Raw genomic sequence first — 6018 nt, 5'->3', positions numbered from 1 at the left:
TTCTGGCACATCTTCGGCGCCAACACCTCGGATGACGGCTTCATCCTCACCATGGCGCGGGTGTCCGGCAACGCGGACTACATGGCGAACTACTACCGCTGGTTCGGTGTGCCGGAGTCGCCCTTCGGCTCCCCGTTCTACGACATGCTCGCCCTGTTCAGCCAGGTCTCCACGGCCTCGGTGTGGATGCGTGTCCCGGCGCTGCTCTCCGGCCTGATCATCTGGTTCGTCCTGTCCCGGGAGATCCTCCCGCGCCTCGGCGCACGTATCGACGGTCGCCAGGTCGCCCACTGGACCGCCGCCATGATGTTCCTGGCCTTCTGGCTGCCGTACAACAACGGCACCCGCCCGGAGCCGATCATCGCGATGGTCGCCCTGCTCACCTGGGCCTCCTTCGAGCGGGCCATCGCCACCTCCCGACTGCTGCCCGCCGCGATCGGCGTCATCCTGGCGACCATCGCCCTCGGCGCCGGCCCGACCGGCCTCATGGCCGTGGCCGCCCTGCTGGCGTCCCTGTCCAGCCTCATCCGCATCGTCTACCGTCGCCTGCCCCTGCTGGGTGGAAGCCCCGTGACGGCGGTCGCCGCGATGGTGGCCCCCTTCCTGGCCTCCGGAACCGCCATCCTCCTCGCCGTGTTCGGCGACCAGACGCTGGCCTCCGTGCTCGAGTCGATCCGCGTGCGCTCCGCGAAGGGCCCCGCGCTCAACTGGTACGAGGAGTGGGTCCGCTACCAGACGCTCATGGAGCAGACCGTCGACGGTTCCTTCACCCGCCGTTTCGCGGTGCTGATGATGTTCCTGGCGCTGGCGATCGTCATCGCGGCGATCCTGCGTAACGGCCGGGTGCCGGGTGCCGCGAAGGACCCCTCGCTGCGGCTGGTGCTCATCATCTTCGGCACCATGTTCTTCATGATGTTCACGCCGACGAAGTGGACCCACCACTTCGGCGTGTACGCCGGCATCGCCGGTGCCCTCGCGGCGCTGGCGGCGGTGGCGCTCAGTGCCCTGGCGGTGCGCTCACCACGCGCCCGGACGCTGATGATCGGCGCGGTGCTGTTCATCTTCGCGATCTCCCTGGCCGGCATCAACGGCTGGTGGTACGTCTCGAGTTTCGGCATCCCGTGGTTCGACAAGACGATCCAGTACAAGGCCGTCGAGGCCTCCACGATCATGCTCTTCATCGCGCTGGCCGTCCTCGTGGTCGGTGTCCTGCAGTCCTTCCTCGGCAGCATCCGCACCGCCCGGGCGGAGACGCACGGCACCGTCGACGAACTCGCGGCCTCCGAGGCCGCCGCCGCGTCCCGGAGCAGCCGCTGGACCGGCCTCGCCGCCGCCCCCATCGCCGTGGCGTGTGCGCTGATCACGGTCTTCTCGATGGCGTCCTTCGCCAAGGGCTTCGTCTCCCAGACGCCGGCGTACTCCATCGGCCTGGGCAACCTCCGCTCGCTGACGGGCGACACGTGCAGCCTCGCCAACGACGCGCTCGTCGAGACGAACTCCAACGACTCCTTCCTCACCCCCGTCGGCGGCGTGGAGCTCGGTGAGTCCCTCGAGTCCGAGGACAACCGCGGCTTCGGGGCCAACAACCTCCCGCCGACGATCGGCCAGGACGCGGTCGACACCAGCTCCGTCGGTGCCATCGCCGACAGCGACAACTCCGGCGGCTCCGACGAGGCCACCGGCCAGGAGACGGGCAACACCGGCGGCACCCGTGCCGACGTCGGCGTCAACGGCTCCCGCGCCCGCCTTCCCTTCAACCTCGACTACACCCGCGTGCCCGTGGTCGGTTCCTGGACCGAGGGACAGCAGTTCCCGGCCAGCATCACCACCTCCTGGTACGAACTGCCCGAGCACAGCGACGAGGCCCCGCTCATCGTCGTCTCCGCCGCGGGCCGCATCGAGCACCACGACATCAACGGCGTGCTCCACGAGGGCCAGGAACTGCTCCTCGAGTACGGCACCCGTGGTGCCGACGGCCGCGTCACCGACGTCGACGAGGTCGAGCTCCTCGACATCGGCCCGCAGCCCTCGTGGCGCAACCTGCGCCTGCCGATCAACGCGCTGCCGGAGGAGGCGAACGTCATCCGCATCGTCGCCACCGACCTGAGCCTCGACCCGGAGCAGTGGCTGGCCTTCACCCCGCCGCGCGTGCCGACCCTCGACTCGCTCAACAACGTCATCGGCTCCGAGCGGCCGGGCCTGCTCGACTGGTCCGTCGCGCTGCAGTTCCCCTGCCAGCGCACCTTCGACCACTACGCGGGCGTCGCCGAGATCCCCGAGTACCGCATCTCCCCGGACCACCCGGGCAAGACGACCCTCACCCCGTTCCAGGACTACGACGGCGGCGGCGTCATGGGCACCGCCGAGGCGGTCAACTCCTCCTACGAGCTGCCCAGCTACACGGCCCGTGACTGGCACCGTGACTGGGGCTCCATCGAGATGTACCGCCTGCGCACCAACTCGGTCGGCGAGGCGCCGGTCGAGGCGGAGATCGATCACGAGGTCATCCAGCGCTCCGGCTGGTGGAAGCCCTCGGAGATGAACATCACGACCGGCAGCTAGCCGCTACGGGCTCGGCAGTGAGGTCAGAGGCCGCTCGGTCCACGCATAGGATGCGTCGGCCCGGGCGGCCCGGTGCGCCCGGACCCAGACCCAGATGAACAGCGGGTACATGATGAGGGACAGCACCAGGTAGTTGGTCAGCAGCATCCACTCCTGCGGCCACATCGTGTTCCACAGGAAGTGCAGGCTGAAGGCCACGAACAGCCAGCCGCCGGCGACACCGGCGCGCCAGGCCCGGCTGCGCCCGGCGGTGAACAGGGCCAGGCCCAGCCCCCATCCGGCGAGGGCGGAGAAGATGACGTGCAGGCCGGGTCCCAGGACCAGGCGCAGGCCCCACATGCCCAGGACTCCGGTGAGGTCGCTGTTGGGGTCCTCGACCGCACCGGAGGCGCCGTACATGATGTTCTCGGCGAGCTCGAAACCCAGGCCGATGACGGCGCCCGTCATCAGTCCGTGCCAGGGGCGGTTGAGTGCCCGGAAGCTGAACAGGATGACGCCCACGCCGAGGAACTTGGCGATCTCCTCCGGGTAGGCACCGCCGAAGGACGCGGCGAACAGGGTCATGTCGAGCCGGTTGGTGATGGTGATGATGGGCACACCGCCGACCATGACGAACGTGAAGCTCACACCGGCGCCCCACAGCAGGCCGGCCACCACCCAGCGCCATCCGGCGCCGGAACGCTCCGGCCACATCGGGGAACGGCTGAGCAGCCACAGCACCACGGCGAGCAGGACCGCGGCGAGTCCCACGCCGACCAGGCCGCCCAGGGGTGAGGAGTAGAAGTTGATGAACGTGAAGAACAGCAGGGTGGGCACACCCACGATGTTGAGGGCGCCGAGGGTGTAGCGGAACTTGGGGCTCATACCGGCATCATCTCCCGTGCCGGATCCAGCGGGAGCTGCTCGCGGGTGGACAGTTCCCGGATGGACTGCCCGGCAGTCTCCGGGAGCGGCCCACCGGTGAACTTCTGCCACACGGTGTCCGCGTACAGGGCCATCTCCCGGCCGGGGCCGGAGAGGATGACCACCATCGTCTGGGTGTCGGAGTCGCCCTCCCCCTCCAGGGAGAGGCCGAGGGTGCGGGAGGGGGCGTCGAGAAGCAGGCGGGCCCTGTCCTCGCGGACGATGTCCCCGGTGGGCAGCGGGCCGAGGACATCGGCGCGGACCGCGCGCCGCAGGGTGCGGTCCTGGTCGGTGGAGTCGGTCGCGATCTGCGACTTGATGCGCACGTCGCCGCACATCCATTCGCGGCTGATGATGTCGCCGGTGCGGCGGCACGACTTGTCCAGAGGGATGGACCACTCGTAGCCGTGGCTGCCGAGGACGACGGGGCTCCCCGTGTCCGGCTTCGGGATCACCGGCAGCAGGAACGCGGGGAGGAGCATGGCACCGGCGGTGAGCCCGATGAGTGCCAGCCACCATGTGCCGTCGTGGACAGGAAGGAGTCGGTAGGAACTCATGAGCACCAGACTAATCCCGGTGCGCTCGCTAGAGTTGGGTGCATGAACGACCTCTACGCATACGTCAACGGCCCCTGGCTCGCCACCCACGTGATTCCGGAGGACCGCGGAGTCGACGGCACCTTCCACAAGCTGCGCGACGACGCCGAAGTCGACGTCCGCGACATCATCGAGTCCGACACCGGCCGCGCCGGCACCCTGTTCCGTTCCTTCATGGACGTCGAGGGGGTCAATGCCGCGGGCATGGCGCCCCTCGACGCCGACCTCGACCTCCTCAGCGCCCCCGACGCCGCCGCCTTCGCCGTCCGTCTCGGCGAGCTGGAGCGTCTCGGCGTCGCCGCGCCGCTGACCTTCTGGGTGGAGAAGGACTCCGACTCCGAGGAGGCCGTCGCCTACCTCATCCAGTCCGGCCTCGGTCTGCCCGACGAGGCGTACTACCGCGAGCCGCAGCACGCCACCGTGGTGTCCGCTTATCGACGCCACGTGGTCGACATGCTGGGCTTCCTCGATCCGGTGCGCCTGTTCGGGCTGACCCCGGAGATCGCCACCGAACGCATCGTCGCCCTGGAGACGGAGATCGCCGCGGGCCACTGGGACGTCGTGTCCACCCGCGACGCGGTGAAGACCTACAACCCGGTGGAGTTCGACACCCTGCCGTCGGTCATCCGCGGACTGCTCACCGGCACCGGCCTGCCCGGGCAGCGCCTCGTGTCGATGATGCCCTCCTACGTCGAGCACCTCGCCTCCCTGCTCACCGACGACCGCCTCGCCGACTGGCAGCTGTGGGCCACGTGGCACATCCTCCGCTCCCGCGCGGGCGTGCTCCCGGAGGAGGTCGGGGCCAAGAACTTCGAGTTCTACGGCACCCTGCTCTCCGGCGCGACGCAGCAGCGGGACCGCTGGAAGCGCGGCGTCGGTCTGGTGGAGTCCCTCGTGGGTCAGGAGGTGGGGCGGATCTTCGTCGAGAAGCACTTCCCCGCGTCCTCCAAGGACGAGATGCTCGAGCTCGTCGGCTACCTCGTCGAGGCGTACCGCGAGCGCATCTCGCAGCTGCCGTGGATGACCGCCGAGACGCAGGGCCGCGCGCTGGAGAAGCTCGACCAGTTCAAGGCGAAGATCGGCTACCCGGACGTGTGGCGCTCCTACGAGGGCCTCGAATTCTCCCCGGCGGGCGGCGACCTGCTCGACAACGTGCGGAAGGCCTCGGCGTTCCTGCAGGACTACGAGCTGAACAAGATCGGTAAGCCGGCGGACCGCGACGAGTGGTTCTCCACCCCGCAGACCGTCAACGCCTTCTACAACCCGGTGGTCAACGACATCACCTTCCCGGCCGCGATCCTGCGCCCGCCGTTCTACTCCCCCGACATGGACGCCGCCGAGAACTTCGGCGCCATCGGTGCCGTCATCGGCCACGAGATCGGCCACGGCTTCGACGACCAGGGCTCCCAGTACGACGGCCACGGCAACCTCAAGTCCTGGTGGACCGACGAGGACCGCGCCGCCTTCACCGAGCTCACCGACAAGCTGGTCGGCCAGTTCACCGGCCTCATCCCCTCCGTGCTGCGTCAGGCGGGCATCGAGTCCGAGGGCGTCAACGGCGAGTTCACCCTCGGCGAGAACATCGGCGACCTCGGCGGCCTGGGCATCGCCGTCGTCGCGTACCGCCGCTACCTCGACGACAAGGGGCTGACATTCGGGACCTCCCCGGTCCTGCCCTTCCAGGTCGAGCAGGCCTCGCCGCAGCTCGCCGAGCGCGAGTTCAACGGCCTGCAGCGCCTCTTCTTGTCCTGGGCGCGGGTCTGGCGCACCGCCATCCGCCCCGAGATGGCACAGCAGTACCTGGCCATCGACCCGCACTCCCCCGCCGAGTTCCGCTGCAACGTCATCGCCGCGAACATCGCCGAGTTCTACGAGGCCTTCCCGGAGATCACCGAGGAGTCCGGCATGTGGATCCGCCCGGAGGAGCGCGTGACCATCTGGTAGAGACAACTGCGGC

4 protein-coding genes are annotated in these 6018 nt (G+C 69.1%); 2 read left to right on the top strand and 2 right to left on the bottom strand.

All coding sequences use genetic code 11. The features are described 5' to 3' along the window. Positions 1-2562 (top strand): arabinosyltransferase (locus GXZ33_RS08995; RefSeq protein ID WP_291340655.1); only part of this gene is annotated, 2562 nt, incomplete at its 5' end. Between the two features lie 3 nt (positions 2563-2565). Here GXZ33_RS08995 and GXZ33_RS08990 read toward each other — a convergent pair. Then, on the bottom strand, positions 2566-3426 hold the full coding sequence (locus tag GXZ33_RS08990; RefSeq protein ID WP_291340653.1) for a PrsW family intramembrane metalloprotease: 861 nt from the start codon (positions 3424-3426) through the stop codon (positions 2566-2568). Further along, the gene (locus tag GXZ33_RS08985; protein WP_291340651.1) at positions 3423-4022 is read right to left on the bottom strand and encodes a hypothetical protein; all 600 of its coding nucleotides are present in this window, start codon (positions 4020-4022) and stop codon (positions 3423-3425) included. The genes GXZ33_RS08990 and GXZ33_RS08985 overlap by 4 nt, the downstream gene beginning before the upstream one ends. 42 nt (positions 4023-4064) lie before the next feature. Between GXZ33_RS08985 and GXZ33_RS08980 the strand changes: the two genes are divergently transcribed. Next, a complete protein-coding gene (locus tag GXZ33_RS08980) occupies positions 4065-6005 on the top strand; it encodes a M13-type metalloendopeptidase (RefSeq protein WP_291340649.1) in 1941 nt (646 codons plus the stop codon). Positions 6006-6018: the final 13 nt, after the last annotated feature.

Source organism: Corynebacterium sp. (assembly GCF_012838985.1).
In the GTDB taxonomy this organism is placed as follows: Bacteria; Actinomycetota; Actinomycetes; order Mycobacteriales; family Mycobacteriaceae; genus Corynebacterium.
The sequence above is the reverse complement of the archived record's forward strand: the minus strand, read 5'-3'. Positions and strand labels throughout refer to the sequence as shown.

Bases quoted from the DNA above. Each gene is read 5' to 3' on its own strand.
- GXZ33_RS08990 (WP_291340653.1), bottom strand. From the start codon at position 3,426: ATGAGCCCCAAGTTCCGCTACACCCTCGGCGCCCTCAACATCGTGGGT.
- GXZ33_RS08985 (WP_291340651.1), bottom strand. From the start codon at position 4,022: ATGAGTTCCTACCGACTCCTTCCTGTCCACGACGGCACATGGTGGCTG.
- GXZ33_RS08980 (WP_291340649.1), top strand. From the start codon at position 4,065: ATGAACGACCTCTACGCATACGTCAACGGCCCCTGGCTCGCCACCCAC.